This is a genomic window from Streptomyces sp. NPDC005485 (genome assembly GCF_040606085.1).
GTDB lineage: Bacteria > Actinomycetota > Actinomycetes > Streptomycetales > Streptomycetaceae > Streptomyces.
Map to the genome: position 1 here is coordinate 73,795 of NZ_JBEXDZ010000009.1, position 26,806 is coordinate 100,600.

24 protein-coding genes are annotated in these 26,806 nt (G+C 71.3%); 4 read left to right on the forward strand and 20 right to left on the reverse strand.

The annotated features are described in order from the left end of the window. Positions 1-28: 28 nt before the first annotated feature. From ABZS97_RS05695 to ABZS97_RS05715, 5 genes are all read right to left on the reverse strand, one after another. Positions 29-703, reverse strand: coding sequence for a response regulator transcription factor (locus ABZS97_RS05695; RefSeq protein ID WP_356133923.1), 675 nt, complete (start codon positions 701-703; stop codon positions 29-31). After that, the gene (locus ABZS97_RS05700; protein WP_356133977.1) at positions 700-2,034 is read right to left on the reverse strand and encodes a sensor histidine kinase; all 1,335 of its coding nucleotides are present in this window, start codon (positions 2,032-2,034) and stop codon (positions 700-702) included. Before ABZS97_RS05700 ends, ABZS97_RS05695 begins: the two co-directional genes overlap by 4 nt. 202 nt (positions 2,035-2,236) lie before the next feature. Next, the gene (locus tag ABZS97_RS05705; protein ID WP_356133926.1) at positions 2,237-3,433 is read right to left on the reverse strand and encodes an acyltransferase; all 1,197 of its coding nucleotides are present in this window, start codon (positions 3,431-3,433) and stop codon (positions 2,237-2,239) included. 49 nt (positions 3,434-3,482) lie between these two features. Continuing rightward, positions 3,483-4,538 carry an alpha/beta hydrolase gene (locus ABZS97_RS05710; protein WP_356133928.1) on the reverse strand — a complete coding sequence of 352 codons (1,056 nt, stop codon included), beginning with the start codon at positions 4,536-4,538 and terminating at the stop codon, positions 3,483-3,485. A gap of 251 nt (positions 4,539-4,789) precedes the next feature. Next, the gene (locus ABZS97_RS05715; protein ID WP_356133931.1) at positions 4,790-5,770 is read right to left on the reverse strand and encodes an alpha/beta hydrolase; all 981 of its coding nucleotides are present in this window, start codon (positions 5,768-5,770) and stop codon (positions 4,790-4,792) included. Positions 5,771-5,968: 198 nt separating this feature from the next. Between ABZS97_RS05715 and ABZS97_RS05720 the strand changes: the two genes are divergently transcribed. Beyond that, complete coding sequence (locus ABZS97_RS05720; protein ID WP_356133933.1) at positions 5,969-6,577, forward strand: TetR/AcrR family transcriptional regulator; 609 nt, start codon at positions 5,969-5,971, stop codon at positions 6,575-6,577. 237 nt (positions 6,578-6,814) lie between these two features. On the opposite strand, the gene kynU is transcribed toward ABZS97_RS05720, so the two are convergent. The 10 genes from kynU to ABZS97_RS05770 form a co-directional block, all read right to left on the reverse strand. After that, on the reverse strand, positions 6,815-8,050 hold the full coding sequence (gene kynU / locus ABZS97_RS05725) for a kynureninase (RefSeq protein ID WP_356133935.1): 1,236 nt from the start codon (positions 8,048-8,050) through the stop codon (positions 6,815-6,817). Beyond that, positions 8,043-8,891 carry a tryptophan 2,3-dioxygenase family protein gene (locus ABZS97_RS05730; RefSeq protein WP_356133937.1) on the reverse strand — a complete coding sequence of 283 codons (849 nt, stop codon included), beginning with the start codon at positions 8,889-8,891 and terminating at the stop codon, positions 8,043-8,045. The genes kynU and ABZS97_RS05730 overlap by 8 nt, the downstream gene beginning before the upstream one ends. A 165-nt stretch (positions 8,892-9,056) precedes the next feature. Then, positions 9,057-9,470: a DUF3151 domain-containing protein gene (locus ABZS97_RS05735; protein ID WP_356133939.1), complete on the reverse strand. Its 414-nt coding sequence runs from the start codon at positions 9,468-9,470 to the stop codon at positions 9,057-9,059. Positions 9,471-9,766: 296 nt separating this feature from the next. Further along, positions 9,767-11,248, reverse strand: a complete 1,482-nt coding sequence (locus tag ABZS97_RS05740) for an MFS transporter (RefSeq protein ID WP_356133941.1) — start codon at positions 11,246-11,248, stop codon at positions 9,767-9,769. Positions 11,249-11,316: 68 nt separating this feature from the next. Continuing rightward, positions 11,317-12,339, reverse strand: coding sequence for a class II fructose-bisphosphate aldolase (gene fbaA, locus ABZS97_RS05745; RefSeq protein WP_356133943.1), 1,023 nt, complete (start codon positions 12,337-12,339; stop codon positions 11,317-11,319). Positions 12,340-12,564: 225 nt separating this feature from the next. Next, the gene (pyrE, locus tag ABZS97_RS05750) at positions 12,565-13,116 is read right to left on the reverse strand and encodes an orotate phosphoribosyltransferase (protein WP_356133945.1); all 552 of its coding nucleotides are present in this window, start codon (positions 13,114-13,116) and stop codon (positions 12,565-12,567) included. Positions 13,117-13,126: 10 nt separating this feature from the next. Beyond that, positions 13,127-13,918, reverse strand: a complete 792-nt coding sequence (locus ABZS97_RS05755) for an aldose 1-epimerase (RefSeq protein ID WP_356133947.1) — start codon at positions 13,916-13,918, stop codon at positions 13,127-13,129. Positions 13,919-14,031: 113 nt separating this feature from the next. Further along, positions 14,032-14,886, reverse strand: coding sequence for an SRPBCC family protein (locus ABZS97_RS05760; protein ID WP_356133949.1), 855 nt, complete (start codon positions 14,884-14,886; stop codon positions 14,032-14,034). A gap of 77 nt (positions 14,887-14,963) precedes the next feature. Continuing rightward, the gene (locus ABZS97_RS05765) at positions 14,964-16,607 is read right to left on the reverse strand and encodes a polyamine aminopropyltransferase (protein ID WP_356133951.1); all 1,644 of its coding nucleotides are present in this window, start codon (positions 16,605-16,607) and stop codon (positions 14,964-14,966) included. A gap of 139 nt (positions 16,608-16,746) precedes the next feature. Next, entirely contained in the window at positions 16,747-17,292 is a 546-nt protein-coding gene (locus ABZS97_RS05770) for a DUF2617 family protein (protein WP_356133953.1), read from the reverse strand. A 1,247-nt stretch (positions 17,293-18,539) separates the two neighbouring features. On the opposite strand from ABZS97_RS05770, the gene ABZS97_RS05775 reads away from it, so the two are divergent. After that, positions 18,540-18,803: a hypothetical protein gene (locus tag ABZS97_RS05775; protein WP_356133955.1), complete on the forward strand. Its 264-nt coding sequence runs from the start codon at positions 18,540-18,542 to the stop codon at positions 18,801-18,803. A gap of 139 nt (positions 18,804-18,942) precedes the next feature. Here ABZS97_RS05775 and ABZS97_RS05780 read toward each other — a convergent pair whose 3' ends face one another. The 5 genes from ABZS97_RS05780 to ABZS97_RS05800 form a co-directional block, all read right to left on the reverse strand. Next, the gene (locus tag ABZS97_RS05780; protein WP_356133957.1) at positions 18,943-20,196 is read right to left on the reverse strand and encodes a site-specific integrase; all 1,254 of its coding nucleotides are present in this window, start codon (positions 20,194-20,196) and stop codon (positions 18,943-18,945) included. Positions 20,197-20,746: 550 nt separating this feature from the next. Further along, positions 20,747-20,986 carry a helix-turn-helix domain-containing protein gene (locus ABZS97_RS05785; RefSeq protein ID WP_356133959.1) on the reverse strand — a complete coding sequence of 80 codons (240 nt, stop codon included), beginning with the start codon at positions 20,984-20,986 and terminating at the stop codon, positions 20,747-20,749. Positions 20,987-21,236: 250 nt separating this feature from the next. Beyond that, positions 21,237-22,880, reverse strand: coding sequence for an ATP-binding protein (locus tag ABZS97_RS05790; protein WP_356133961.1), 1,644 nt, complete (start codon positions 22,878-22,880; stop codon positions 21,237-21,239). Next, positions 22,877-23,539 carry an HNH endonuclease signature motif containing protein gene (locus ABZS97_RS05795; protein ID WP_356133963.1) on the reverse strand — a complete coding sequence of 221 codons (663 nt, stop codon included), beginning with the start codon at positions 23,537-23,539 and terminating at the stop codon, positions 22,877-22,879. Before ABZS97_RS05795 ends, ABZS97_RS05790 begins: the two co-directional genes overlap by 4 nt. After that, positions 23,536-24,576: a GntR family transcriptional regulator gene (locus ABZS97_RS05800; RefSeq protein ID WP_356133965.1), complete on the reverse strand. Its 1,041-nt coding sequence runs from the start codon at positions 24,574-24,576 to the stop codon at positions 23,536-23,538. Before ABZS97_RS05800 ends, ABZS97_RS05795 begins: the two co-directional genes overlap by 4 nt. Positions 24,577-24,903: 327 nt before the next feature. Between ABZS97_RS05800 and ABZS97_RS05805 the strand changes: the two genes are divergently transcribed. Continuing rightward, positions 24,904-25,662, forward strand: a complete 759-nt coding sequence (locus ABZS97_RS05805; RefSeq protein WP_356133967.1) for a GntR family transcriptional regulator — start codon at positions 24,904-24,906, stop codon at positions 25,660-25,662. Further along, the gene (locus ABZS97_RS05810; protein WP_356133969.1) at positions 25,659-26,222 is read left to right on the forward strand and encodes an ATP-binding protein; all 564 of its coding nucleotides are present in this window, start codon (positions 25,659-25,661) and stop codon (positions 26,220-26,222) included. The genes ABZS97_RS05805 and ABZS97_RS05810 overlap by 4 nt, the downstream gene beginning before the upstream one ends. Positions 26,223-26,806: the final 584 nt, after the last annotated feature.

Sequence of the window (26,806 nt, forward strand, 5' to 3'; positions counted from 1 at the left end):
CCGGGGGACCACCGGGGACGGAGCGGGCTCAGTAGCCCGACGGGCGCACCAGCCCCGACTCGTAGGCGAACACCGCCGCCTGGGTGCGGTCGCGCAGCCCCAGCTTCACCAGGATGCGGCCCACGTGCGTCTTCACGGTCTGCTCGGCGACGACGAGCCGCTCGGCGATCTCCGCGTTCGACAGGCCCTGCGCGATGAGCGCGAGGACCTCCGTCTCGCGTTCGGTCAGCTCGCCCACACGCTGCTTGAGCGGGGCGCGGGGCGTGGCATTGAGGCGGGAGAACTCCGCGATGAGCCGGCGCGTGATGCCCGGGGCGAGCAGTGCGTCGCCCGCCGCCACCACCCGCACCGCCTCGGCGAGCTGCTCGGCGGACGCGTCCTTCAACAGGAACCCGGACGCGCCGGAGCGCAGCGCGTCGTACACGTACTCGTCGAGGTCGAAGGTGGTGAGCACCAGCACTCTGATGTGCGGGGTGGCCTCGGTGATGCGGCGGGTCGCCTCGATGCCGCCGATCTCGGGCATGCGGATGTCCATCAGGACGACGTCCGGGGCCAGTTCGGCGACCTTCGCGATCGCGTCCCGGCCGTCGACCGCCTGGCCGACCACCTCGATGCCGGGCTGGGCGTTGAGCAGCACGGTGAAGCCCTGCCGGACCATCTGCTGGTCGTCGGCGATCAGTACGCGGATGGTGCCGCTCGTCATGGGGTCTCTTCTCCTGGACCTGGGGAGTCGTGGACGGCCGAATCGCCGTCGGGGGAGCGGTCGTCGGCGGGGGCGACTCCGTTGCGGGGCAGGAAGGCCGCGACCACGAAGCCGCCGTGCGACGTCTCGGACGTCACGAGGGTGCCACCGAGCATCGCGGCACGCTCCCGCATGCCGAGCAGTCCGTGCCCCGCGCCCGGGGAGGGCGGGGCGGCCCGCTCGGGTCTGGAGTTGATGACCCTTACCTGCAGGCCGCGCGGGAAGTGCGTGAGCTCCACCCGGACGACGGAACCGGGCGCGTGCCGCAGGGCGTTGCTGAGCGCCTCCTGGATGATCCGGTACGCCGACAGCTCCACACCGGGCGCGAGCGGCAACGCCTCCCCGGTGATCTCGGTGTGCACGTCGAGCCCGGCGGCGCGGGTGTTCTCCACGAGTGCGTCGAGGCGGTCGAGCGTGGGCTGCGGAGCGTGCGGGGCGGCGCCCGTCCCGGCCCCGAGACCGTACGGATCGTCGGGGTTCTCTGAGCGCAGGACGCCGAGGACGCGGCGCAGCTCCGTCAGCGCCTCCAGCGCGTTGTGCCGGATGCCCTCCAGGTTCTCCTTCAGCTCCTGGGAAGGGTTGTCGACCAGGTGCGGGGCGACCTGGGCCTGGATGGAGATCACCGACATGTGGTGGGCGACCACGTCGTGCAGCTCGCGCGCGATGCGGCTGCGCTCCTCCAGAAGCGTGCGGCGGGCGCGCTCCTCGGCGGTCAGCGAGGCCTGCTGGACGAGCTCGGTGCGGGCTTCTCGGCGACCGCGCAGGGCGGTGCCGAGGAGGACGACGGCCGCGAAGACCACGAGCGCGAAGACACCCGTCGACGTGTACAGGGGGCCGCCCAGGATCCCCTGCAGGAGGTACGTCACCAGCGCCGTCCCGGCCAGCGCCTCGGCGGCCACACGCGTGGGCACCCGCAGCGCGACGAGGAACAGCACGAATGCCTGCGCGATGATCGCGGACATGCTCCACGGCCAGTTGGGGCCCGGGGGAACCATCATCGGCATGTGCGAGCGCGCGCCCTGGGCCGCCACGACGGTACCGGCCAGCGACAGCCACCATGCGGGCAGCGGCCGCCACAGGGCGAGGACCATGGCCACGCCCTGTGCGACCCCGGCCGCCACGGCCAGCGCCACACCCAGTCCGTAGTCGTCGTCCATCTCGTTTCTGCCCGTGAGCACGATGACGAGCGCGACGATGCAGATCACCACGTGCGGAAGCCACCGCAGTCGGCGCGGCCGGGACATCGGGGGAAGCGGGAGGGAATCGCCCGTCACGAGATCGGCGCGGAGCATGCGGAGGAGAACGAGGACGCGATGCCCGACCCACTCCGGGAGGGAGATACGAGCCCCCGCCCCCGACACCGGAGCCACGCCCGCGGACGTCTCCGCCCGCCGGGACCCGTCCGGGTCCGTGCCCTCGGGCGCACCCCGGCGGCGGTCCGCGTCGTCGCCGTGTCCCCCGGCCGCCTGCTCCTTCTCCTCCACGAGGGCAACCCTAGGCACCGCGTACCGCCTTCGTCCCCGCCCGGGTGGACCGGCGGTGGACGGCGACCACCCGCGAGGGACGGGCGGTGCGGCGGCGCCGGCGGCCGGACTGTTCGTAGGAGCGAAAGGCCGCCCAGCAGACCGTCAGGGCGAGCGCGAAGGCCGGCAGCCAGAGCAGGCGGGACAGCACCCAGTCCAGACCGTCGGGGGTGGTGTGCAGACCGGGGAGACGGCCCGCGCGCAGGCCCAGGGCGGTGACCGCCATCATCCCCGTCTGGTGCCACAGGAATATCGTCATCGCCGACAGGTTGACCAGGGCCACGGCCGCCCAGGCCACGGGGCGCCGCATCACCCGGCGCAGCGGCTCGCGCAGCAGCAGGGCGAGACCGCACTGCGCCAGGCCGAAGGCGACGGCGGCCAGCGTCGGCGGGTTGAGGTTGGAGACCGCGGCGCCCGGAACACCGACCATCGACGCCGGATACCCCGCCCACGCCACCAGCCCCGCGGTCGCCGCCGCGCCGAGTCCGAACAGCACCCAGCCCGCGCGGCGCCGGTCCAGCTCACCGCGCGTCCACGCCGCACCCAGGGTGTACGGCACCATCCAGCCGGCCGCGACATTGACCCAGCCAAGCCACGAAGGACCACCGAGGCCGAAGCGGACGAGGTCCACGTGGAGGACGACGGCCAGCGGCCACAGCGGGTTGAGGCGGCTCAGCAGCGGGGTCGCCGCCGTCAGCCCGGCGAAGACCAGCAGGAACCACAGCGGGGACAGCGCGAGCTTCGCCAGCGCGTGCACCGTCTCCACGCCCGTGCCCGACACGAGCAGCCCGGCCGCGATCACCGTCCACACGATCACCACGACGGCCACCGGCCTGAAGAGCCGGGCGAGGCGGCTGCCCAGCCACTGACCGTACATCGTGCCGCGCGCCCGCGCCGACGCGTAACTCTTCGTCGCCACATGGCCGCCCACCAGGAAGAACACGGCGAGTGTCTGGAAGAGCCAGGAGATCGGGGCCAGCCATGGCATGTGCTGCAGCGGGCTCGCCGTGTGCAGGGCGCCGCCGTCGTCCGCGACCAGGGCCGTCACCAGCCAGTGGCCGAGCACGACGCCGAGGATCGCGAGGGCACGCAGGGCGTCGACGGCGCGGTCGCGCTCCGCGGGGGTGGCGGCGTCGATGCGGCGGGCTCCGGCACGCAGGCCGTGCATGCGCCTGCGTATGACGCCCGTGTGGCCAGGGGGTGTTTTGAAACACCCCCTAGGCATGGGTCACCTCCGAGGTGTCGCCGAGGGTGATCCGGGCGAGGTTGTCGAGGGACTCCGAGCCCGGTGCGAAGTAGTCGCTGTGACCGCCGCCGCCCGCCGCGAACACGCGGGCGCCGAAGTCCGGGGAGACCGGGTCGGTGCCGAAGCCGACGGTCGTGCCGAAGAGGTCCGCGTGGAGGTGCGGAACGTTCGCCACCCAGTCGTCGGCGCCGCGGGCCGCCCAGACCCGGGCGGACGTGTGCAGCCCCGCCGCCGAGTCCGCGCCGGTGCCCGGGCTGCCGACGAGGGCGATGTCGTCCACGTCCAGCCCGTGCGCCGCTCGGCCGCAGACCACCGTGCCGTACGAGTGGCACAGCACGGATATGTGCGCCGACCGCCCGACCACGCCCCGCAGTTCCCGTACGAACCCCCGCAGGTGCGGGGCCGCGTCCTCGGCCCGCCCCGGCGTCAGGACCGTGGTGCTGACGGTGCCCGGCGTCTCGTAGCCGAGCCAGGCGACGACGGCCGTGTGCGGGCCGAGCCGGTGGTGCAGGGCGAGAGCGCCCGCGCGGAAGCGGTTGTAGGTGTCCAGGCTCGTGTCGGAACCGGGGACGAGCACCGCGACGCGGTCGGCGTGCGCGAGGTCGCCGAGGACCTCGACCGCCTGGCCCGCGTCCCGGCCGTCGAACGAGAGGAAGTCCCGGGAGGGGGCGGCCATCGCACGGTCGGCCGCGGCGCGACCTCGGTCACCGTGGGCCGCGGCCATGCGCGCCGCCTCCGCGGCGTTCGCACGGTTCGCCGCGTACGCCCCCTCCAGCGTCGACGCCGTCACCGGACCGAGGACGGCGGGCGCCGGAGCGGGTGTCCGGGGCCGCGCGGCAGCGGACACGGGCACGACGACGGCCCCCACGACCAACGCGGCGAGAAATGCACGGCGCAGCCGCCCGGCACGTCCGGCGCGCCCCGTACGCCTGTCGCGGCCTGTGCTCCCTTTGCTGCCGGCAGGCGCCGTCGCGTCCGCGCCCCCCTCCGCGGCCGGCGCCGCGTTCGACTTCGCCTGGGCCCCCATACCGTCCTCCCCCTCCCGGTGCGCCCGCTCATCGGGCGTCTCCGAAAGGGAAATTACGGACCGTGACGTGTCGTCGGCGTCCCACCAGGGAGCTCACCTGCGAGGTAGCTCTCAGGTATTACGGGTATGACCGGGACGCCTCAGAAGGGCCTCCGGCAGAACCTTGAAAGGCCCCTGAAAGGCCCCCGGAAGGCCTCCAGAATGCCCCCGAAAGCCACCAACTACCGTCCCCACCAGGCACATTGAGACGTCTACCAGGCCAGCTGAGCGATCTCCTCCGCCACCACCGCGCACGCGTCCGCGGCCGGGTCGATCAGCGGGAAGTGGCCGACGTCCTCGAGGAGCGTCAGCCCGATCACCTCGCCGGACTTCGCCGCCGCGTCGGCGTACGCCTCGGCGACCGCCTCCGGGACCACGATGTCGGTACGGCCCTGCACGAGGGTCGTGGCGATGCCGGTGGGGAGCAGGAACGCCGGGTCGGCGTACGGCAGACGCTCCGCGAACCTGGCTTCTCCGCCCAGGAGTTGGCCGGAGGCGCCCCCGCACACCCCCAGCTCCTCGGCGACCCGGAAGTCCGCGATCGGGGCGAGCGCGACGACGCCGCGAAGCGGGGCGGGGCGGTCGGTGTGCCAGGGGGCGTCGGCGGGCAGCACGTGCCGGGCCGCCGCCCACAGGGCCAGGTGACCGCCCGCGGAGTGCCCGGTGACCACCGTGCGCCGGGCGTCGGCCTGCGGCAGCAGTTCGCGTACGAGACCGGGCAGCGCGTCGAGCGCGGCCGCGACGTCGTCGAAGGTGTCCGGCCAGCGACCCGCGACCGGCCCCGAGCCACCGCCCTGCGCGGCGATCGCACCGCCCTGCGCGGGGATCACGCTGCCCCTGCGGTACTCGACGTTGGCGACGGCGAAGCCGCGGCGGGCCAGGAAGTCCGCGAAGGGAGTGATGTGCCGGCGGTCGTACGGTGCACGCCAGGCGCCGCCGTGCAGGACGACCACGAGCGGGGCGGGGACCGAGGGGTCCGGCTCGCGCGGGGCGTAGAAGTCGATCACCTGGTCGGGGTGGTCGCCGTACGCGGCGGTGACGTCGGGGTCGACGGGCGGGTGCGAGAAGACCGACGCCTGTTCCTCGGCATCGCGGGCGGTGGCGGCGTCCCGGCGCTCGGCAGCGTCGCCGTCGCCGTGCGTGGCGGCGTCGTCCGGGGTGGCTCCCTCGCGGGCTGCGGCGTCGTCCGGCATGCTCCAACCTCTCAGCGGTGAAAAGGATTTGGCGGACCAGGTGTTCGGCGGGCCGGGTGTGAGTTCGGCCGTTGGCGGGGACGGTATCAGGCCCGTGACGTGCGTCGACACACGGATGTCACGCTCGGTGAGGGTTAAACGGTTCTGCCGTTTCGTTACGCTGCCGGGGTACCGTCCGTCTCTCCGAAGGAGCCCGACATGTCCGCCGAGCCCGGCACCGTCCGTCCCGGGGGGCGCACCGCCCGTGTCCGTGCGGCCGTACTCCACGCCGCCGGGGACGTGCTCGCCGAGCAGGGGTTCGCTCATCTCGATCTTGCCGATGTCGCGCGGCGGGCGGAGGTCGGCAAGACCACCGTCTACCGGCGATGGGGATCGGTGACCGGGCTGGTCGCCGACCTGCTGAGCGACATGGCCGAGCAGTCCCTTCCCCGGGTGGAGACCGGGTCCGTGCTGGGGGATCTGCGGGCCAACGCCGCGCTGGTGCGGCGGACGCTCGCGGATCCCCGGCAGGGGGCGTTGTTCCGGGCCGTGATCGCCGCGGCGGCGTGTGACGGTCGTACGGCGGAGGCGTTGCGGCGGTTCTACGACGTTCGGGTGGCCGAGTGGGCCCCTTGCGTCGAACAGGGGGTTGCCCGGGGGGAGTTGCCCCCCGGGACGGATGCCGCCGAGGTCGTACGGGCTGTGTCGGCGCCCCTGTACTACCTGTTGCTCACCACCGGGGTGGCGCCGGACGCTGCCGCGGGGGATCGGGCGGCGGAGGCTGCGGTGGCCGCGGCGGTGGCTGGGGTGTACGTGGCCTCTCGGTGACCCGGGGTGGGCTACGGGTACCCCGGGGTTCCCCGGCACCCGGGGTGGGTGGGCAAACCCCGGGCGCCCTCTTGCTTCGCTCGGTCACCCGGTGTTGGTGCCGGCCGGGGGTGGGTCACGCAGCCCGGCGCTTACGGGGTGCCGCTGCGCCCACCCGTGCCGCCCCTGGCGGCACGATTGCCCGCAGAAACGCGGCTTCGCCGGCCACCCGGCGCCACACGCACCGCAGAAACGCGGCTACGCCAGAACTTCCCCCAGCACCCCCGCCGCCCGTTCCACGTCCGCGAAGCCCACGTACAGCGGGGTGAAGCCGAAGCGGAGGACGTCGGGGTGGCGGAAGTCGCCGATGACGCCGCGGGCGATGAGGCGTTGCATGACCTCGCCGGCGTTGTCGCAGCGGAGGGCGACCTGGCTGCCGCGTTCCCGGTGGGCGGACGGGGTCAGGGACTCCACCCGGCCTTCGGGGACGTAGGCCGCCACGCACTCCAGGAAGAAGTCCGTGAGGGCGAGGGACTTGGCGCGGACCGACTCGATCGGGATGCCGTCCCAAACGTCCAGGGCCGCCTCCAGGGCGAGCATGGACAGGATGTCCGGCGTGCCCACGCGGCCCCGCAGCGCGCCCGGCGCGGCTTCGTAGTCCGGTCGCATCCCGAAGGGCTCGGCGTGCGAGTTCCAGCCGGGAAGCGGGGAGTCGAAGCGGTCCTGGAGGTCGCGTCGTACGTACAGGTACGCCGGTGAACCCGGGCCGCCGTTCAGGTACTTGTAGGTGCAGCCGACCGCGAGGTCCACCCCGTGCTCGTCCAGGCCGACGGGCAGGGCACCCGCGCTGTGGCACAGGTCCCAGACCGCCACGGCGCCCGCCGCGTGCACGGCGGCCGTCAGCGACTGGAGGTCGTGCAGGCGGCCGGTGCGGTAGTCGACGTGGTTGAGCAGGACCGCCGCCGTGCGGGGACCCAGGACGTCGGGCACCTCGGACGGCAGCACGGGCCTCAGTGTGCAGCCGGTCAGCCGCGCCGCCGACTCGGCGATGTAGCCGTCGGTGGGGAACGTCGTCGCGTCGACGACGACCTCGTCCCGGCCGCCTCCGGCCCCCTGCCCTGCCCCTCCCCCCGCAAGCCGGGCCATCCGTACCGCAGCCACAACCGCCTTGAACACGTTGACACTTGTGGAGTCGCCGACCACGATCTGGCCGGGTCCGGCACCCACCAGCGGCGCGATCCGGTCGCCGATTCGCTCGGGCGCCGTCCACCAGCCGCTCTCGTCCCAGGAGCGGATGCGCAGCTCGCCCCACTGGCGGCGGACGACGTCCTCCACCCGCCCGGGGACGCCCGCCGGCAGCGCGCCGAGCGAGTTGCCGTCCAGGTACACGACCTCGTCAAGGACGAACTGCTCGCGCGCCTTGGCCAGTTCGTCGGTCGAGTCGAGCGACTCGGCCCTCGTGCGCAGCTCGGCGCTCTCCCTCGGCTCAGACATGCGACCGCGCCGTCCACAGCTCGGGGAACACGTTCTTCTGCGCGCGCTTCTCCAGCCAGGCCACCCCGGCGGAGCCGCCCGTGCCGGACTTGGCGCCCATCGCGCGCCGGGTCGCCACCAGGTGGTCGTTGCGCCATCGCCAGACCAGTTCGGCGACGTCCGTCAACACCTCGCCGAGCCGGGCGAGTTCGTCGTTCTCGTCGCCCGCGTACAGGGCGGTCCACACCGCCTCCACCTCCGGGGACGGCTCGTAGCGGCGCGACAGATCGCGCTGCAGTACGGCGTCCGGGACGGCGTGGCCGCGCCGGGCGAGCAGCCGCAGCACCTCGTCGTAGAGGCTCGGCTCGTGCAGCGCCTTCTCCAGCTCGGCGTGCACGCGCGGCGCGCCCCGGTGCGGGACGAGCATGGACGCGGACTTGTCGCCGAGCAGGAACTCCATGCGGCGGTACATCGCGGACTGGAAGCCGGAGCCTTCGCCGAGGGCGGAGCGGTAGGAGTTGAACTGGGCCGGCGTGAGCTGCGCCAGCGGCCGCCAGGAGGCGTTCAGCGCCTCCAGCTCGCGCAGGGACCGCTTCAGGGCCGCCACCGCGACCGGCACCCGCTCCTCGCGCAGGGCCCGCGCCGCGGTCTCCCACTCGTGGACGATGACGGTGAACCACAGCTCCATGACCTGGGTGGTGACCAGGAAGACCATCTCGCCGGGGTCGTCGGAGCGGGTGTGCTGGAGGTGGGTGAGGACGTCCGCCTGTACGTAGTCCTCGTACGGCGTCGTTCCGTGGAAGTCGAGATGCGGGGTCTCGGGCTCCTGAGTCTCGTCAGAGTTCTGAGCCTGTTGGGACATCGCTGTCTCCCGATGCGTACTCCGGGTAGCGGTCCGCCCCTGCCGTTTTCGACACGGGGGCCCCGGTCCCCACCGCGCATCCTCCACAATCGTCCCCCGAGTCCGCAAGGTCCGCCCGGTCACACCGGGCGGATCTGCACTGACGTGCCTCAGCTGACCCCGGTGTCAGCCCAGCGTCTGGGCCGCCGCCGGCGAGGAGTCCTTCAGGAACTGGCTGCAGCGCTCGTACTCCTCCTGCTCACCGATCGCCTGGGCGGCGCGGGCGAGGCCGTGCAGGGCACGCAGGAAGCCACGGTTGGGCTCGTGCTCCCAGGGCACCGGGCCGTGGCCCTTCCAGCCGCTGCGGCGCAGGGAGTCCAGGCCCCGGTGGTAGCCGGTACGGGCGTAGGCGTACGACTCGACGACGCTGCCACGCTCGAACGCCTCGTCGGCGAGCTGGGCCCAGGCAAGCGAGGAGGTGGGGTACTTCGCGGCGACGTCGGCGGGCGCCGCGCCGTTCGCGAGGAGCTCGCGCGGCTCCGGGTCATCGGGCAGATGAGTCGGGGGCGGTCCCCCGAGAAGATTCTCGTGAAGGCTCATGACTCCCAGTCTGCGCCATCCCCCCGCCCCCCGGAGACCCCGCACACCCACGGCCCGACGGCACGCCCCCGCCGGCCGGAGACCCCGCACCCCGCGGCCCGACGCACACCCCCAGGCACCCGCGGCCGAAATCCGGCGGAAGGGTCCGTGCCGGTACGTCTCTGCCCGTCGCGTAGCCGGCCGCCCGCCAAGTCCCGCCGTGCTCGACTCCCGGGCAGTACGCCCACGCGGCGACGGGCAAGACGTGCCGGCCCCGACCCGACCCACAACGAACCGCACGGGACCGCACCGGACCCTCAGCGCGCCCCGCCAGAAACCCGTTCCAGCGGCGGCGCGGTCACACACCCATGCGTACGACACTCGGGAACCCGGCACCCGGCCCCCGGACGCCGCACGGTCGCGAACGCAAGCACCGCGCCCACCACGAGGACCGCCGCACACAGCGGCATCGCCCGCCGGAACGCGTCGTCGAACCGCTCCGGCACCCGGTACGCCTCCGGCCCCATCCCCACCAGCAGCGGCAACGCGGCCACCGCGACAAGCCCGGCCGCGCGGGCCGCCGCGTTGTTGACGCCGCTGGCCAGCCCCGCCCGCCCCGCGTCCACGGACGCCAGCACCGTCGCGGTCAGCGGCGCCACCAGGGTCACCATGCCGAGCCCCAGCACCAGCAGCGCGGGCAGTACGTCGGCGACGTACGACGCGTCAGGGCCGACCCGCAGCATCAGCAGCATCCCGGCCGCGCACAGCAGCGGGCCCACGGTGAGCGGGATGCGCGGGCCGATGCGCTGGGCGAGCTGGCCCGAGCGGGCGGAGAACAGCAGCATCAGGGCGGTCGTCGGCAGCAGCGCCGTACCGGCGCCGAGGGCCGAGTAGCCCGCCACGACCTGGAGTTGCAGCGCGGAGAGGAAGAAGAAGCCCGCGAAGGCCGCGTACACGCACAGGGTCACCAGGTTCACCGCGGTGAACTGGCGCGAGGCGAAGATGTCGAGCGGCATCATCGGATCGGGCCGGCGCCGCTCGACGAACACGAACGCGACGCCCGCCGCCACGCCCGCGACCGCCGACACCACGACCAGCACGGAACCGCTGCGCGCCTCGATCAGGGCGTACGTCACCAGGGCGAGGGCCAGCGCGCCGAGGACCGCGCCGAGGACATCGAAACGGCCGTGCTTACGACCGTCCGCGGATTCGGGGACATGCCGTACGGCGATGGGGGCGCACAGCAGCGCCACCGGGACGTTCAGCAGGAAGACCCAGCGCCAGCCGGGGCCGTCCACCAGCCAGCCGCCCAGGAACGGGCCGACCGCCGCGCCGATACCGCCGAACCCCGACCACAGGCCGACCGCCCTGGCCCGGTCGTCCGGATGGAAGGACGCCTGGATCAGCGCGAGCGAGCCCGGCGTGAGCAGCGCCCCGCCGACGCCCTGCAGGGCACGCGCCGCGACCAGCACGCCCGCGCTGGGCGCGAGCCCGCACAGCAGCGAGGCCGCGGCGAACCAGACCACGCCGATGACGAAGACCTTCCGGCGCCCGAACCGGTCCCCGAGCGCACCGCCCAGCAGGATCAGCCCGGCCAGCGTCACCATGTAGGCGTTCACGGTCCACTGGAGCGCCGCGAGGTCCGCGTCCAGATCGCGGCCGATGCGCGGCAGCGCGACGTTGACGACCGTCGAGTCCAGCATCGCCATGCTGGAGCCGAGAACGGTGGTCAGCAGAATCCACTTTCCCGTGCCGCTCGTGATCCTTACGGCCGGGGACTCCTGCGGAGGGGCAGCCATACACCGGAGCATACGGAAGGGCTCGGCACCGCGCGGTGCCGAGCCCTGATCCGTACGTACCGGACGTACTACTTCAGCTTGGTGCCCGTGGAGCGCAGCGCGCCGCACGCCTCGGTGACGCGGGCCGCCATCGACGCCTCGGCGAGCTTGCCCCAGGTGCGCGGGTCGTACTTCGACTTGGTGCCGACCTCGCCGTCGACCTTCAGGACACCGTCGTAGTTGCGGAACATGTGGTCCGCGACGGGACGCGTGAACGCGTACTGGGTGTCGGTGTCGAGGTTCATCTTCACGACGCCGTTCTCCAGCGCGGTGGCGATCTCCTCGGCCGTGGAGCCGGAGCCGCCGTGGAAGACGAAGTCGAACGGGCTCGGCTTGCCGTACTTGGCGGCGACGCCCTCGTTCAGGTCCTTCAGGAGGTCGGGGCGCAGCACGACGTTGCCCGGCTTGTAGACGCCGTGCACGTTGCCGAAGGACGCGGCGAGGAGGTAGCGGCCCTTCTCGCCCAGGCCGAGGGCCTCGGCGGTGCGCAGCGCGTCGTCGACCGTGGTGTAGAGGGAGTCGTTGATCTCGTGCGAGACACCGTCCTCCTCGCCGCCGGTCGGGGTGATCTCGACCTCGAGGATGATCTTCGCGGCGGCGGCCTTCGCGAGCAGCTCCTGGCCGATGGCCAGGTTGTCGGCGAGGGTCTCGGCGGAGCCGTCCCACATGTGCGACTGGAACAGCGGGTTCTCGCCCTTGGCGACACGCTCGGCGGAGATGTCGAGCAGTGGACGTACGTAGCCGTCCAGCTTGTCCTTGGGGCAGTGGTCCGTGTGCAGCGCGACCGTGATGTCGTACTTGGCGGCGACGATGTGCGCGAACTCGGCGAGCGCGACCGCGCCGATCACCATCTCCTTCTTGTGCTGGCCGCCCAGGAACTCGGCGCCACCCGTGGAGATCTGGATGATGCCGTCGCTCTCCGCCTCCGCGAAGCCGCGCAGCGCAGCGTGCAGGGTCTGGGACGAGGTCACGTTGATGGCCGGGTAGGCGAACTTTCCTGCCTTCGCCCGGTCGAGCATCTCGTTGTAGACCTCGGGGGTTGCGATGGGCATCTGACCGCTCCTTGTATGTGCGGGTGGCGTTCTGCTTACGGCCCTGACCTAGGGGGGCGACGTCATCGTCGGCCCCATCTTTCCAGACGTGGCCGGATGCTCCGGCCAGGGTGTCAGGGACTGGTCGGTAACCCCTGGAGCCGCCCGCCCCAGGGGTCCCTGCTGCCTCAGCCCGTGCGCCGGCCCATGTCCCGGTCCGTGCCCGGGCCGGGGCGCTCTACTGCGTCAGTCCAGGCCCAGCTCGTCCTTGGAGTACGCGAAGAGGTACGGGACTCCGGCACCCTGCTGGATCTTCTCGTCGGCGCCGGTCGCCCGGTCGACGATCGTCGCCACGCCGACGACCTCCGCGCCCGCCTCGCGCACGGCCTCCACGGCGGTGAGCGGGGAGCCGCCCGTGGTGGAGGTGTCCTCGACGACGAGGACGCGGCGACCCTTGATCTCGGGGCCCTCCACGCGGCGCTGCAGGCCGTGCGCCTTCGCGGCCTTGCGGACGACGAAGGCGTCCAGCTTCTGCCCTCGCGCGGCGGCCGCGTGCAGCATCGACGCGGCGACCGGGTCGGCGCCCATCGTCAGGCCGCCCACCGCGTCGAAGTCGAGGTCCGCGGTCAGGTCGAGCAGCACCTGCCCGACCAGCGGCGCGGCCTCGCCGTCGAGGGTGATGCGGCGCAGGTCGACGTAGTAGTCCGCCTCAAGACCCGACGAAAGGGTCACCTTGCCGTGCACCACGGCCTTGTCCTTGATCTGCTGCAGCAGTGCTCCGCGTACGTCATCACTCATGCGCATCAGCTTAGAGGCGGCGCCAGCTCCAGGTGGTCGTGGCTTCCAGCGGCTCGATCGGTGTGACCAGGCGGGGGTGGGTGTTCAGGCCGTTGGGCGGGCCGGTCTGCGGCTCCACGCACACCGCCGCCTCCTGCTCGTCGTACACGACGACCCACTGCTCGCGGGCTGCCACCTTCAGCTCCAGCTGCCCGGGCCAGGTGAGCGTGACGTCGACTCCGTCGGGCATTGCGAAGCAGTCGTCCCAGGGGCCGGGGCGCGGGTCGACGCGCTTGCCGGTGGGGAGGTGGTCGTCGCCGCGCTCCTCCTGCCAGGCGGGGGTGAAGTCGAGGAGGACGTCCTCGCCGGTGCCGAGGTTCCGGTTGAACCAGGGGTGCCAGCCGATCTGGGCCGGGAACGAGTCCCCGTACGTCTCCACGGACGTGGTGAGCGTGAAGGCGTCCGGTGTCAGGGCGAAGACCTGGGTGACGCGGCCGGGGTGGGGCCAGGGGGCGACGAGGTCGTACGTGATGACCGCTTCCGTGGCGGTGGTGCGGGCGGTGGTCCAGGCGCCGTCCCGGGTGGTGCCGTGGATGGCGTGCGGTGGGGAGTTGAGGGGCATCTGCCGTACGACGGCCCCGTCCAGGAAGCGGCCTTCGCGGATGCGTCCGCACCACGGGACCATCGGGAAGCAGCCGAACTTCTCGCCCTGGCGCAGCAGTTCGACGCCGCCGACTCGCAGACTGCCCACCCGGCCGCCGTTCTCCGGCAGCACGGTCACCTCCGCGTCACCCGCGGTCAGCGTGATGTCTTCGTTACTCACGCCCTGACCTTACTGGCGGGGGTGACGCACGCTGGGGGCCGGGTCCGTGCCGGTGGGCGACTGCGGGCCGCGTCACTGCGGGCAATCGTGCCCACCCACCCCTGGGGCCGGCATCAGTGGCGTTTGCGCAGGGCTCGGGTTACGGCGATGGCGGAGGCGAGGGCGAGGGCCGCGGCGGGGGCCGCCCAGCGGAGGGTGGCGCGGGCGGCGGCGGCCTCCGGAGCCGGGACGGGGGCGTAGCGGCCCCGCGGCGGCGCGTGGTCCACCTCCTCCGCGCTGCGACCGATCATCGTGCGCCGGGCGTGCGCCGCCTCGGCCATCGGATCGGCTCGCTCCCCGGGCAGCGGGGCCCCGCCCAGGGACTCCTCCGCGTCGCCGAATTCCGCACCGAACTCCTGCTCCAGGGACGGCGGAGGAACCTCGGTCTCGAAGACGGAGGGGGAGGAGGGCTCTTCCGGGGCGGGTTCAGGGGTCGCTTCGGGGGTCGGTTCGGGCGCCGCGTCCGTGCCCTGTCGCGGCTCGGGTTCGGAGCCCGGCCGCTTCTCCTCCGCCCCACCCCCCAGCGCCTCCGCGAAACGGTTCAGCAGCCGCGTCATCGCCGATGTCACCGCGTCCGGCGGGAGTTCCGTCACCCGGCCGTCCGCCGTCGCCGTACCGCCGAAGGCGAGCGTCGTGCCGCCGTCCGCGGGGGCGAGCCGTAGCGAGAGGGCCAGCTTGACCGAGCCGCTGCCGCGGGCCTCCGTCGCGTCGCCCTCGACGGCGTAGGTGTCGTCGTCGTGCGCAGTGACCCGCACCGCACCGCGGTAGGTGATCGTGTGGCCGCCGATGCGGACCTTCAGCCGGCCGGACACGGGCGGCGTGCCCGCGTCCTGCTGGAGGCCGGGAACCGCCCTGGCCACCCGTGCGGGATCGGCCAGCGCCTCCCGCAGCCGCTCGACCGGAACCGGAACGAACACCTCATGCTCCATGTCAGCCGAGCCTACCCAGCACGGCCCGGACCGCACCTGTCAATGACGCGATTCCCTGGCCGAAACCGGGCTCCGCCTCAGTCGGCGTACCGCGGATGCACCAGCGTGGAGGGCGCCAGGCCGGTGATGCGGGTGCGGGAGGCCGCTCGGACGTCCGCGTTCAGCCCCGGCCGGGTCAGGGTGCGCGGGGGCGGGGCCGCCGGGTCGAGGCCCAGGACCGGGGGAGTGGCGGCGGCGAGAAGGAAGCCCCAGTCGTGCGGGGCGCGGGAGGCGCCCGCCGTGCGGTCGGGGCCCGCGGCGAAGCCGATGTCACGCCCGCCCACGCGGTACGGCACCGTGTGCAGTCCGGCCGCCCGCACCGTCGCGTCGACCGTCCAGAAGATCCGCCGCCGGGTCGCCACCGGCCCCGCGTGCACCGCCAGCCGTCCGTCCGGCGCCAGCACGCGGCTCGCGAGGCCGTAGAACTCCTGCGAATAGAGCTTCGTGCTCGCCGTGATGCCGGGGTCGGGCAGGTCCGAGATCACCACGTCGTACGTGGAGTGGGCGCCGCGCAGCCAGCGGAAGGCATCCGTCACGGCGACATGGACGCGCGGGTCGTCGTACACATGCCCGTTGAGCCGGGAGAGCGCCGGGTCGTGGCGCGCCAGCCCGATCACGGCCGCGTCGAGTTCGACCACGTCGACCCGGCGTACGCCCGAGTGGCGCAGCACCTCGCGGACCGCGAGGCCGTCGCCGCCGCCGAGGACGAGCACGCGCGCGTGCGGCCCGTTCATCGCGGGGTGGACGAGCGCCTCGTGGAAGCGGCGCTCGTCCCGGCCGCTGACCCGCAGGCGGCCGTCGAGGAAGAGGTCGAGGGGGCTGCCGTGCGTGCCGCCGGTCAGGACGACCTCCTGGACGCCGCTCTGCAGCGCCACCCGTACGTTCTCGCCGTAGACCGCGTGTCGCGCCGCCCGTTCGAAGTCGTCGACCAGGACGGCCGCGGCGGCGAGCACCCCGAGGACGACGAGGTTGGCGACGAGCAGCAGCCAGCGGCCGCGCCGGGTCAGATCCCGCCGGAACAGGCCGAGTACGAGGGCGCCGCCGGCGAGCGCGTTGACCGTGCCGGTGAGCAGCGCGCCCGTCACCTGGCCTAGCAGCGGCAGCAGCAGGAAGGGGAAGGCGAGGCCGCCGACGAGCGCGCCGACGTAGTCCGCGGCGAAGAGGTCCGCCACCGCGCCGCCCGCGTCCTGGCGGCGGATGCGCTGGATCAGCTCCATGAGCAGCGGGACCTCGGCGCCGATCAGCAGGCCGATGGCGAGGGAGAAGGCGACCAGGAGGTAACGGGAGCCGGCAGCCCAGAGCCCGCTCCAGTCCCCCGTCCACGCGAAGACCGCGTACAGCGCCATCGCGCTGCATCCGCCGACCAGCGCGAGCGCCGCCTCGACCGCGCCGAACCCCGCCGCGGCGCGCGGGCGCAGCCGTTTCGCGGCGAGGGAGCCGATGCCCATCGCGAAGACCATCACGGACAGGACGACGGACGCCTGGGTGACCGAGTCGCCCATCAAGTACGAGGCGAGGGCGACCAGTTCGAGCTCGTACACAAGTCCACAGGCCGCGCAGACGAACACTCCCGCGAGGACGAGGAACCGTCCGATGCCCGGACTGACGGGCAGCCGCGCCTGGCCCTGGACGCCCCAGGACGGCGGCGCGCCGGGTGGAGCAGGCGCGTGCGGTTCGATCACCTTGGGAACGCTACGTCACGCTTGCGCTGCGCTTCGTCACCCACACGTGTGGAAACGTGGGCTTGTTGGGCGTTCGGGGTTTGTGTTCCTGGGGGCTGTCGCCCCCAGACCCCCGCCATCGGCCTGAACGGCCTCGTCCTCAAACGCCGGACGGGCTGAGAAATCCGCCGGACGGGCTCAACTGCCGTACCCCCACCCGCGTGCGCGTCGCGACCAGCTGGCCGTCCTGCGGATACGCGTGCCATGTGCGCCAGTGGACCTGGCCCTCGTGGCGTTGGGCGAGCATCGCGGTGAAGGCGTGGGGGCTGCCGGGGAAGACACCCGCGAGTCCGTTGGGGTGGTCGGAGACGAGGGCCAGCAACTCCTGGGCGCGGCCCGCGAAGGAGCCGTGGGAGAGGGTCTCGACGCGGGCCGCGAACTCGTACTCCCAGTCGCCGAGCCGTTTCGCCACGCCGAGCGGGAGGGGCGTGCTGCTGCCGGAGATGCACGCGACCGTCTCCGAACAACTGCCCTGCTCCTCATCGAGGAGCACCTGGTGCGACGCGCCGAGGAGCCGCAACTGAAGTCTCGCTCCGGCGAGTTCGAGGTCGAGGGTGGCGAGCGCGGGGAGCGGTTCGCGCCCCAGGGCCCAGGCGAGGTCTGCCGCGCGCGTGTCGGTGTAGGCGGTGTTCAGGGTCGTGAGCATGGGTCGGCTCCGCTAGCACGCATTAAGGGAGGTGGGGGGAGGTCCGGCGCACCCGGTCGGCGCCGGGAGAACGGCCCGGTCAGCCCGTCAGGAAGGACGTCCGAGGGCTGCTTTGGTGATGTAGAGGGAATCATGAACTATGGCGCCGCCACAGCGTTTTTACCCAACTTCGTAGGGTTTCCATCCCCCCGAGGGCTTCACAGCTCAACTGTTCAACCACGGCGTACGCCCGGAGCACGGAAGTGCCCGCCGGAAGCCGTTCCCCGACGGGCACTTCACTGCGTTCCGGATGCGGCTCCCCTGAGGAGCTCGGCTGCCCCGTGTCAGCTGCCTCCGCCGCATCCGCCGCCGCCACCGCACGAGGACCCGCCCCCGCAGGAGGACCCGCCTCCGCACGAAGAACCGCCCCCGCACGAGTGGCTGCTGTGGTGTCCCCCGTGGTGCCCGCCCGACGAACCGCTGCCGCACGAGACCGCCGTACTGCCGGCACTGCCGGCGCCGCCGGCCCACCAGCTGTTGCTGCTGCTGCCGGTGCGCCGGGAACGCGTGCCCCCGCCTCCGGACCTGCGTACGGCCTTCCTCCCCTTCCGGTTCGCGGCCACGAAGGCCCCGACCAGCACGATGCACCCAACCGCCAGGATGATGCCGATGACCATGGCGCCACCCCCCTTTCGTTCCCCCGAAGCGGCCCCCCGTGGGCTCTCGCTCCGTGCACGGGATCCGTGCGTGAGAGGGGGATGCCCTCGCGCCCGGCGGGCCAAAGCAGAGTTGAGGAACTTCAGAGGGTTCTATCGAGGAAACGACCCCTGACCTGCACATAGGCGCAGTTCAAGAGCTGTCCGGGCCTCACTGGGCCGTCTGTGGGCCGTGATCTTCCTAGGAAATGCCGAAGCAACACAGAGGTGAGGGCAGACAGAGCACTTTCGCAGTCGTCGAGCGCGGGCATCTCAAGGAGGTGCTGTTCAAGTCTGCAGAACTAGCGGATGCCCCGGACGAGTGGTGGGTCGTGGGTACGGCTCTTGGCGTGGGCCGTGCCCTGGACGAATTGTGGGCCGTGGGTACGGCTCTTGGCACTGGCAGCCATCAGGGTCCGGAAAGCCGTATGTTGTCCCTCACCGAGGAGCCCAAACACCCTGCGAGGGGCAGCGACCCGTGCTTCAAAACAACGCACAGTCCGCAAGGTCATCCGTCGAGTCGGAGATCCTCCACGACTGTGATGCAGTCTCAGCCGCGAGGTCTGTCCCGACATGTTCGTGCTGCGGGATGGAAGTTTCGCGGTGATCGGCACGGGGTTCCTGCCTGTCTGGGCTCCAACCAACCGAGAAAAGGAGCTGATCTATGTGCCAATGCTAGAGCGGCACATCTCTGAACAGGGGCAGACGGTCCGGGCCGTCGTAAAGGAGACCTCCCGGACCGTCCGCTACATCGCCATCCTGCTGACACGTGCCCTGATCGGCAGCGCCTTCTCGGTGCTGGCGATCGTCGGATACGTCGTCTGGCAACGCGTCTGATCCCTGCCAGGAACAGACAAAGTCGCAGCAGACAGCCCTGCCACCTTACTGCTGCGACCGGCACCCGCCGTGCGATCTGCTGCACGGCGGGTGCCACGGACTAGCTCCGGCAAAGACTGCCCGTGCTTCACTGGGACGTCTAGGAGTTGTGATCCTCCTGCGGTGCGCCCTGAAACACCGTGTCGATGGCGCGGCGGGCCCTCCTGCGACTGTCGGGCATCAGGTGGGCGTACACCCGCAGGGTCAGCCCCGGGTCACCATGCCCCATGTACTCGCTCACGGCCTTGATGTTCTCGCCCGCGTCCAACAGCGCAGAGGCGTAGAAGTGCCGGAGGGCGTGCATGCCGTGCTCGCGCGCCGCCTCGTACTTGCCGTTCTCATCCGTTTCCGGCGGGATGAGGCCAGCGACCGCCAGAGCGGGCTTCCACTCCTTGCCGTTGAAGTTGCTGCGCCACACCATGCCCCCTTGCTCAGCCGTAAAGATCATCCGGGCGGACACCTTCGGCCCCTCCGGTACGTCCCATGGCAGCGTGATCTCCACGGGCTTGAAGGCGTCCATATGCGCCCGGAGGGCGTCCGCCACGGAGTCAGGCAACGGCACGTCCCGCCTCTTGCCGCCCTTGGGGAGCGCGAACACCGGCCGCCCTTCAACGTGCTTGATCTGCCGGACCACGTGGAGCGTGCGCCCATCGGCGTCGATGGCATCCTCAGCCAGCCCGAACACCTCGCCCTGCCGCAACCCGCATCCGGCCCCGACGTTGACCATCGCTTGGTACCGATCCAGAAGGGCCGCGCGAACGGCGAACACGTGGTCGGGTACCCACGGGACCACGGGATGCGGGTCAGGCTTGGGACGCCGAACGGTGCGCGCACCGCAGGGGTTGCGCGACAACAGCGTGTCGTCGACAGCGGCAGACAGGACCCCCTGAACGTCCGCGAAGATGTTCCGGGCGTAGGAGGGGCCGACGCCGGGCTTCGCTTCCAGGGCGGCAACGAACTCCCGGATGTGCTCCGGCCGGAACGTCCCGATCGGTCGGGAGCCGAGCACCGGGTAGGCGTGCAGCCGCAGCCGCCGGCCGAGTTCCTTCCGGGTCATCACACTGGGCGTCTTGGTGTCCAACCACTTGTCGGCATACTGCCGGAACGTGATCTGCATGGACTTGGGGTCGGTGTACTGACCTCGCGTCATGTCCGTCTCGATGGCGCTGAGCCACTTCTCAGCAAGCCGCTTCTTGCCGTCGGGGAAGCTCTTGGACTTCTCGGTGCCGTCGGGGCCGACGTACCGGGCCCGGTAGCGCATGCCCGTGCCGTGCCGATCGGTCTTGACGCGAACGGTCTTGCCGTCCGGGCCGGTCTCGGTCCTGTACCAGCGGTCTTGGATGTGGCCAGCCATGGGGGCTGACTCCCTTCTCGGTAGCAGGGCACGGCGGGGCCTGGTGGCGTCCGTCCGGCCGGTTTAGGGGTGTGCCGGGCCAGGCCCGCTACTCGCTATGGGCCTGATCACTGGGGGTTTGGGGTGCTAGCGGGGCTGCTACCGGTAGCGGGTCGGGGTGCTACCGGTAGCAGGGCTCTGGCGGGGTTCAGGGAGGCTGTGACAGGGGCTCGGGTGGCCTCTGGAGGGGGTTTTCGGGGGTGCTGGAGGTGTGCCTCCCTGCCTCCCTGAGAGGGCATCTGCGCTGATCAGGTGGAGGGATGCGGGTCAGGGAGGGAGTCAGGGAGTTCTCCCCTCCTCCCCGGCCCTGGGGGGGGGTTGCCTCCCCGTGGGCGGCGCCCCCTTTGCCCCTCTACCGGGCAGGTCAGCGGCCGTTACCTGCCCCTCTACCGAGGTAGAGGGCCCCCTACCCGGCGGCGATGGGCAGGGCGGGGCGAGTACGCCCTTCGCCGGGTGGACCGACGGGCTCGGGTAGAGCGGGAGGGCTCTACCTCAGGCCGCGTTCGTACAGTCAGGCCGCGTCGGTGATAGCGGTCCGTTCCGCCTCCCACTCCCGTACGGCGGCGGGGTTGAAGCGGAGGTAACGGCCGACGCGGAAGCCGGGCGGGCCGATGCGCTTGCGGCGCCACTGGTACACGGTCTCGACGCTCGGGAGGCTGAACATGGTGACCAGGTCTTCAGGGGTGAGGTAGCGGTCCGGGAGGCCGTCGCGCAGGATGGCGCGCGGGTCGGTGTGCTCGGGGGTGGCCATGGCGGTGGTGACTCCTCGTGTCCGGGGTGCGGTGCGTGGGAGTGGTGCCGGTCGCCGTCCTAGAGAGTTGGTGTATCGCAGCGTCCGCAGCGTCCTAGCGTCCGCACGGTCGCGTTGGTGCAGGCCAGCGGGGGCAAGGGGTGTGGACGCTAGTGCGGACGCTGTGGACGCTGGACAGCTGTAGCGTCCGCAGCTTGGACGTGTCCGGGCCGCTGGTGTGCGGCCCGGCCCGGCGGGTTGTCCGGCTACGTCAGTGCTGGTCGGGCGGGGGTTCAAGGTGCCCCGGTCGGGCCACCTCCGGCCAGAGGGAGGCCTGTTCGGGTGCGGACGCTGAGTCGTCTTCGTCGGGTGCGCGGGTGAGCGTGAGGAGTCGGTGTCGGGTTCGGTCGCGGCTACGCTGCGTGTCGTCGACCATGACCCCGATGGACCGCAGGAGCGGGGCGAGCCGCTTGACGCGTCCGCTCGCGCGGGTGGGGTCTGCCGGCCAGTTCTTCGGCCGGACGAACGGGGTGGGCAGGGCTTCGAGCAGCTGCCCGGCGGTGCCCTGCCAGGTGCCTGCTTGCTCCACCAGGTGGGCAATGGCCATGGCGAACAGGTCGCCCTCCATCGCGTCCGTGGCGACGTTCGCGGAGGTGGCGAGGTAGTCGTCCAGGGTGTTCCAGCCCTGCGTCTGGTCGACGGCCGCCAAGACGCGGGCGAAGTCGGCCATGCGCGGCATGGACTCCAGCCGCACCGCGGGCAGGACCGCGAGCACGCAGGCCAGCACGTCGAACAGGGCCCCGAGCACGGCCGGCCGTACCGCTTCGAAGGTGGCGTCCAACTCCTCTTCGGAGCGGCGGTGCTCGGAATCGATGAGCTGCAAGTCGAGCATGAGGACGCGTTCGGCGAGGTCCCCGGCGAGCGCTCCCGCGTCGATGGTGGTCAGGGCGAGCACCCGCTTGAAGGTGAGGACCACCACGTCGTCATCGGTGTACAGGGCGCGGTCGACCACGCCGTCGCCGGTCACAGCCTTGCACAGGGTGTCGGAGAGCCATGGCGGGATGGTGCTGATGTTGTCCAGGCACAGCGCCCATGAGCTGAACGCCTGCCGTGACCAAGCCTTTTCGTCACGGGGCTGGCTGCGCTTGGCGGCCGGGGACGGGTCGATGAGGTTGATGAACATCTGTGCGGCCTTGGACTTGCCCGTGCCCTGCTCGCCCTTGCAGACCACGGCCGGGTGCGGGATGTCCGGAATCCACGCGGCGACCAGCCAGGCAACGAGCTGGTGGAACGCGGCCGTGTCCATGTTCAGCAGGGCATGCAGCTTGGCCAGTCCGTCACCGTCCAGCACCGGGGGCGGCATCGGGGCCATGGCGCCGGAGCGGCGGAAGAGCACCGGGGCCCGGTCGACCACCTGCCAGCCGACGCCGGTCACGACGACCGCGCGTCCGTCCGCGCTGCCGAGGTCGACCACGATTGCGCCGGCGGGGTCGCGCCCCACTCGCAGATGCACCGGTACCGGGTCGGTGTCCTCCGCGATGCCTTCCAGCACGGTCATGGCGTCCGCGAGGGCGGACTGTGAGGCCACCTCGCTGGGGTAGGCGTCGGCGAACTGGCGGGCCAGCCGTTGGCGCAGTCCGCCCTTGTTCCGCAGCGGCAGCGCGATGTTCGGGCCGTCGATGGCGACCGCGTACGGGCGGCCGTCCGGGGACATCACGAACCGGTACTGCTCGCGCGCGAGGGCGACCAGTCGGGAGGCGGCTGACGGCTTCTTGTCGTCACCCGCGCCGTGCGGGACCCGTGCGGGTGCCCGATCCGTACGGGCGGAGGGGTGTGCGCCCGGGGTGTTCACGGCCCCGTTCACGCTGTTCACAGCGCGGGCCGATCCGTTCACGGGAGTGTTCACGATGTTCACGCGGGGACCGCCTCTCCGGTCGGCCCTGAACACTTCCGCACAGGACGGGTCGTTCGCAGGCAGACGGGTCGGGCCGACGGCCGCCGCGTGCGACGGCCGTGGCAGGTCGATTCATAAAGGTCAGGGGTCGACTCGCCGTCGCTTGAATCGGCCGACCACACCGCCGTGAACACCGATTGGTGGGCGTGAGCGAGCCGGGCCAGCAGGCACCACACAGCGAGCAGGTTGACGGGCGTCGCGCCGGCGTTGACGGGCGTCGATCCCCCGTCGGCCGTCCGGTCGACGGGTACCGAGTCGGCGTCGATCTGAGCCGTGACGCCGGGCGTGACGCGGGCCGTCACGCTGATGAGGGCCGTGACGCCGCCCTCCGTGTCGACAGGCGTCGAAGCGTCGTTGACGGGCGTCGAAGACAGCAGGAGGGCGAGCAAGAGCGGGAAGCGGTCGGCCTTGGCCTCGTTGCAGGATCGGCAGGCCAACACGAGAGAGGACACCGACCAGGAGCGCCACACGCTCACTGGTGCGATGTGGTCGGCGGTGGCTTCCCGCAGGTCCAGGAAAGGGCGACGGCAGTAGTAGCAGTGTGCGCCGTCGCGGGCGGCGAGCTGCTGCTTGCGGGCTCGCCGCCGAGCCGCGTTCAGGTGCGGTGGACGGCGGCTCATGCTGCGACCGCCAGATCACGGGCTGCCGTCGCGCGGAACAACCCGTACGGACGGATCAGGGTGACCAGACCCTCGGCACGCAGCGTCTTCATCGCGGCGCGCACGGTCTTGGCGGAGCACCTGAAGCGGGCGGCGAGGTCGCGTTCGGGCGGTACCCGCTCGCCCGGTGCCAGCGCTTCCACCTCGCCGCGCAGTGTGTTCGCCAGGTCGCGGGCAGCGGCCCCCTTCTCCCGGAAGATTCCGCGTGCAGCAGCTTTCTCGGGTGTCTTGATGGAGGTCAGGCAGCCGTACGCCGACCGAACTGCCATGCGGTCGACACCCAGTCGCGCAGCGATCGCGTTGGCTTCCAGGCCTTCACTCAGGTGCAGCAGCAGCACCTGCCGCGGGAAGTCGTCGATGCGCAGGAGCGCGTCACGCTGGGCGTCGTCCAGCGTGGCCAGCGCCTCGCGCTGCCAGGCCGGAAGGGACTCCAGCGTGACCGGCTCGCGAGCCACCTCCGGGTGGCACATCTGAATCCGCAGCAGTGCCGATTCGACTAGCCGACTGCCGGTCGCCAGGCTGCACCCCAGACGCTCGCCCACGATCAGGGCGGGGCAGCCGTCCAACCGCGCCAGCAGCGCCTCCCGCTCCCGTTCGGGGAGGTCAGCAACCAGCCGCAAGAGGGTCTCGGACGGGTCCGCAAGGGGGCACTGCCCTTCCACCATCGGGGCCAGGACGTAGCAGGTGATCGGGTCACTGAAGTCCATGGGCCGCTCGTACGAGGACGAACGCTTGAAGTGCTTCCCGAGCTGCGTCTTCACCCGTGCGTAGAGGATGAATCGCGTGTCACTTTCACTCAGCGGCTCCGCGCGAAGCAAGTCCTTCGCACCCGTCCGCGAGACCTCAAGCCACGCGTTCTGGGCGATGTCCTCCGCCAGCGTCTCAGCCGCCGCGAAGCTGAAGCCGTAGCTGATCAGCTTGCGCCGTGCGTAGCCGACCAGGTGGGCACCGTGGCGCTCGTAGAGAGCGGCGAGGCGCTGCGACTGCGCAGCCGTCAACGGGATGTCCTCCCCCTGACGTAACCGGCGCCCACCGGGACCATTGCCCTGACGCGTGACCTGCTCGTTCGTCCGTTCCGCAACGACTCCGGGCATGATGGATGAGCCCCTTCGAGGGTCAGGGAGCGGCTATCTGCTTGGCGGTGGAGGCCGCTCCTTGCTTTTCCTGGCGTGACCAGGCCTTTTCGCGGTACAGCGCACGCCGGACAGACCGTCTCCGATCGACCGATCCGACCGGCGGGCACATCCCTAAGGTTCCCTAGGGCACCCTAGGGTGTCAAGGGGTACAGTAGGGATGGCATCCACTGAGACAAGGGAGCACGCGAGATGTCGGATCAGGCCGACAACCGAGCGCCGTACGCGCAGATTGCCGCCCACTACGCGGAACTGATCACGTCCGGCGCACTACAGCCGGGCTCTCTCCTACCAAGCATCAAGAGCATCGCGAAGGAGTGGCAGGTCAGCACTGCCACCGTCGAAAAGGCGTTGGCGAAGCTTCGCAATGAGGGACTGGTCAGGGGGATTCACGGAATCGGGACGGAGGTTCTAGACCGGCCTGCCCCGATGTCCTCGGGAGCCCAGCGCCAGGATCGCGGACGCCGCACCGGGTCTAGCTGGGGATCTGGCGAACGGTCCGACTCCCACCAAGCGGCAGTAGTGTCGGCACCCCGAGACGTGGCCCAAGCGCTCAACATCAAGCCCGGCTCGGATGTGATCAGGCGACGTCGTGTGTATCGCGACCGGCACGGCATCGTCGCTCACTCGACATCATGGATTCCGGCCCGGTATGAGAAGTTGATCCCGCAGTTGGCGAAGGGCGAGCGTCTCACTGGAGGCACTTCGCTACAGCTCATTGCCGCGGCCACCGGTCGACCGATCACGCATCGGATCGACACCGCGTCTGCGCGCGTGCTGACGCCGGAGGATGCCGAACTCCTGGAGCTGGACCCCGTGAAGCCGCCTGCTGAACCGGTAGTGGTGATGACGGCAAAGTTCGTCGACAGTGACGGCGAGGTTGTGGAGTACGGGGTCGACCTTGGGGGCCCCGGGCGTACCTGGCGGACGGAATCGGAAGTCACCGCGTGACCGCCACCAACGGCGCCCGCCGGCCGTTCTGCGTCCTGATGGCGGGACTCCCCGGGTCGGGCAAGACGACTCTGTCCCGTGCGCTCGTATCCATAGGCTTTGTCAGGCTGTGTCCCGACGAAGAGATGTTCCACCGACACGGCGTGTACGGAGTTGATTTCCCTCGGGGCGTCTTTCCGACCCTGGAACGACCGGTCCTAGAAGAGATCTCCGACGAACTCCGCGGGCAACTCCGCGCCGGGCATGACGTGGTGGTTGACCACGGGTTCTGGACACCCAACGACCGTGCTCATTGGCACTCGATCGCGACGGAGGCGGGCGCGAGCACGGTACTCGTCTACCTAGAGGCGAGTCACGAAGAACTCTGGGCCCGTGTGAGCAAACGGAATGCTCACCATGAGGCCGACCCAAACTCCATCTACTTCGCCGAAAGTGACTTGCTCCGCTACCGAACCCGGTTTGAACCTCCGGAGCCGGACGAACCACACCTCGTGTACAACGGCGACCCTAATTCAGTGCTGAAGGCGCTTGATGAAGCGACCCAGCAAGACAGGAGATAGAAGGTGCGGCCTACGGCCGCGCGGCCCCTGGCAGCTCGCTGCGCTCGCGCGCGGCCGACGGGCAGGCCCAAGCGCCGTCGCCCGGGCCCGCCCGTGATGTTGAAGAGACCACCTCGCCGCACGCGGGTGGTCTCTTCTGCTGCGCCACTCCGGGCTCAGCGTCCGCAACCCGCCGGCAACTAAGAGCCGCCCTGACCTGTGCAAAAACGGCTCTTAGTAGTGGTGCGTGTGCGGACGCTGCGGACACTAGCGGACGCTAAACATTTTGTTTAGCGTCCACAGAAACAGTGCAGGTCAGAAGGAGTGAGAGATAGCCGGCGGACGCTGCGGACGCTATCTTCCCTCAACTCTCTAGTAAGACGAGAAGGACGGCTTTTCAGGCGCCGGGGCCGTGGAAGGGACGGCCGTCTGCGCCGGGCTGAAAAGCCGTGGTGGGCTGCGCTTGTCCGGGCGCCTGACGGTTACGGTGTGTGGTTGCTTGTCGCTTGTTGTCGCTACAAGCGACAAGCGGGAACAGGGGGTCACAGCCCCTGGAGGGCCCCTAGGTGGGGGTGTGCTTGTTGTCGCTTGTAGCGACAACAAGC

Coding starts and splice junctions, on each gene's coding strand:
- ABZS97_RS05795 (WP_356133963.1), bottom strand. CDS start 23,539: ATGAGCCGCCGTCCACCGCACCTGAACGCGGCTCGGCGGCGAGCCCGC.
- ABZS97_RS05770 (WP_356133953.1), bottom strand. CDS start 17,292: ATGCTCACGACCCTGAACACCGCCTACACCGACACGCGCGCGGCAGAC.
- ABZS97_RS05760 (WP_356133949.1), bottom strand. CDS start 14,886: ATGGAGCATGAGGTGTTCGTTCCGGTTCCGGTCGAGCGGCTGCGGGAG.
- ABZS97_RS05740 (WP_356133941.1), bottom strand. CDS start 11,248: ATGGCTGCCCCTCCGCAGGAGTCCCCGGCCGTAAGGATCACGAGCGGC.
- ABZS97_RS05780 (WP_356133957.1), bottom strand. CDS start 20,196: ATGGCTGGCCACATCCAAGACCGCTGGTACAGGACCGAGACCGGCCCG.
- pyrE (WP_356133945.1), bottom strand. CDS start 13,116: ATGAGTGATGACGTACGCGGAGCACTGCTGCAGCAGATCAAGGACAAG.
- ABZS97_RS05730 (WP_356133937.1), bottom strand. CDS start 8,891: ATGTCCCAACAGGCTCAGAACTCTGACGAGACTCAGGAGCCCGAGACC.
- ABZS97_RS05735 (WP_356133939.1), bottom strand. CDS start 9,470: ATGAGCCTTCACGAGAATCTTCTCGGGGGACCGCCCCCGACTCATCTG.
- ABZS97_RS05695 (WP_356133923.1), bottom strand. CDS start 703: ATGACGAGCGGCACCATCCGCGTACTGATCGCCGACGACCAGCAGATG.
- ABZS97_RS05710 (WP_356133928.1), bottom strand. CDS start 4,538: ATGGGGGCCCAGGCGAAGTCGAACGCGGCGCCGGCCGCGGAGGGGGGC.
- ABZS97_RS05785 (WP_356133959.1), bottom strand. CDS start 20,986: ATGGCCACCCCCGAGCACACCGACCCGCGCGCCATCCTGCGCGACGGC.
- ABZS97_RS05715 (WP_356133931.1), bottom strand. CDS start 5,770: ATGCCGGACGACGCCGCAGCCCGCGAGGGAGCCACCCCGGACGACGCC.
- fbaA (WP_356133943.1), bottom strand. CDS start 12,339: ATGCCCATCGCAACCCCCGAGGTCTACAACGAGATGCTCGACCGGGCG.
- kynU (WP_356133935.1), bottom strand. CDS start 8,050: ATGTCTGAGCCGAGGGAGAGCGCCGAGCTGCGCACGAGGGCCGAGTCG.
- ABZS97_RS05805 (WP_356133967.1), top strand. CDS start 24,904: ATGTCGGATCAGGCCGACAACCGAGCGCCGTACGCGCAGATTGCCGCC.
- ABZS97_RS05705 (WP_356133926.1), bottom strand. CDS start 3,433: ATGCACGGCCTGCGTGCCGGAGCCCGCCGCATCGACGCCGCCACCCCC.
- ABZS97_RS05775 (WP_356133955.1), top strand. CDS start 18,540: ATGTTCGTGCTGCGGGATGGAAGTTTCGCGGTGATCGGCACGGGGTTC.
- ABZS97_RS05700 (WP_356133977.1), bottom strand. CDS start 2,034: ATGCTCCGCGCCGATCTCGTGACGGGCGATTCCCTCCCGCTTCCCCCG.
- ABZS97_RS05720 (WP_356133933.1), top strand. CDS start 5,969: ATGTCCGCCGAGCCCGGCACCGTCCGTCCCGGGGGGCGCACCGCCCGT.